General features: G+C 49.1%; 1 protein-coding gene. It reads right to left on the reverse strand.

Annotated elements, in window-relative coordinates:
- Nucleotides 1-693: Ig-like domain-containing protein (locus tag GQR56_RS21295; protein WP_240920969.1), on the reverse strand; the 693-nt coding region annotated here is incomplete at its 3' end.
- Nucleotides 694-717: the final 24 nt, after the last annotated feature.

Consider the following 717-nt stretch of genomic DNA (forward strand, 5'->3'; position numbering starts at 1 on the left):
TATCTCATTACTGGTGCCGCGTAATTCAGGGGTTAAGTCGCTTATGTCCCCGACGGGTTGAATAGTCAGTGTTGGTGCGGCGGTGTCGATAATGCTGGTTTGTGTGACGCTTGTTAAATTGCCTACGCTGTCACGAACACTGACTTCAACGGTGCTTTGCCCTTCGCTCAGTCCTATTATCGGTGTGACATTCCAGTCACCATTGGCATCTACGAAGGTTGTTAATGTGTGTGATACGCCTGCGTTGTCGGTCACAATAAGGGTCACCAATGCCCCTTCACCTGCATCGCTGTTGCCACTAATAAGGGGGGTTTCACTGTTACTATAAGGTGCTATTTCCACGATTAATGTCGGCGGTGTTGTGTCGAAGCTATCGGAGTTGATAACACGAATATTACCGGCAGCGTCTGTGCCGCTGGCGGTAATGGAGGCAACATCGAGTAATGAAATACCTAACCCTATAAACGACCAGTTGCCGTTTTCATCCGTGGTGGTGGTGTAACTTATGCCAACACCGCCGCCAATAAGTTGCTCGGTAATGGTAATTTCACTGTTTAGTGGTAAGTCCGAGGTGCCGTTTAATGACACCAATGCGCCTAATTCAAAATGTGGCGTAAACGCAAGTTCCGGTGGGGTAACATCCACTTCACCTGTACCACTAACAACAGTGGTATTTTGTGCGGCGTCGGTCATGCTCACGCTCACCGTGTAACTGCC

It is taken from the genome of Pseudoalteromonas sp. Z9A5, from assembly GCF_011378875.1.
Taxonomy (GTDB): domain Bacteria; phylum Pseudomonadota; class Gammaproteobacteria; order Enterobacterales; family Alteromonadaceae; genus Pseudoalteromonas.